The 850-nt window shown below is 43.9% G+C and carries 1 pseudogene; it reads right to left on the bottom strand.

Features of this window, described 5'->3' with window-relative positions:
• Positions 1-452 (bottom strand): annotated as a pseudogene (locus tag A3757_RS24420) (2-oxoglutarate dehydrogenase E1 component); the annotation flags it as partial.
• Positions 453-850: the final 398 nt, after the last annotated feature.

Raw genomic sequence — 850 nt, 5'->3', positions numbered from 1 at the left:
ACCAAGTTACCAATCTGAAATTCGGTATCCAGGTCGGCCTCGCTCAAACCGTGATATTCAAGCTCCAAATCAGGAACATCAACCCGCTCCATCAAACCTAAGGGATCAAGCTTTGCTGCCTGGTGGCCACGAATTCGATAGGAGTTAATCAATTGAGCGACTTTAACTTGCTTCTTATCGTGCTCAGAGGTTGCGCTTGCGGGAGTAGTCAGTTCGTGACTTGCGTATTTGTTTTTGGAAAGGTGGAGAAACTGTTCACGAATGGTCGAATGAGGGATGTCTTTCTTAGCATGACCATTAACTCTTGGGAGTTGGTCAAAGTAGCTTCGCCATTCTTCAGAGACGCTGTTAGGATCAGCCAAATAAGCGTCGTACAGCTGTTCAACGTATACTAAATTTCCGCCAGACAAGTGAGATGTCCGCCAGAGTTGTTCCATGATGCTTTCTTGCATTAAAAGCTCGCCTTAGTTAGCAGTAAATGCGAATACCAGGCACTATCTTATTGGCGGCCAATATGTATCTCTAAGATACCTATACGTAGCCTAACGATAAAAAGCGATTTCGCCTTGTAACGCCCTACATAACAGGCTCGGATGACTGCTGCCTCAAAGATAATACGGGTGTTACCCGATTCCCCAGTGGTTATTATTTCTCAGCGAACTGCAAATTCGGCTTTTTGGGCTTACTTTACAGTTTCCTAAGTTTTCAGACCTAGGCTAAAGCACTAGGTCTGAAAGGATTCATCACTTGATTATAGACATAAATTCAAAACTTGCAGATTATTGCAATTGATTATGTCTCGACGGCAGAAAGTCTACCCTGACCACTACCGTCTTCAGCACTATTAAGT

The sequence above is a fragment of the Oleiphilus sp. HI0117 genome (assembly GCF_001635235.1).
This window is presented reverse-complemented; position numbering and strand designations above follow the sequence as displayed.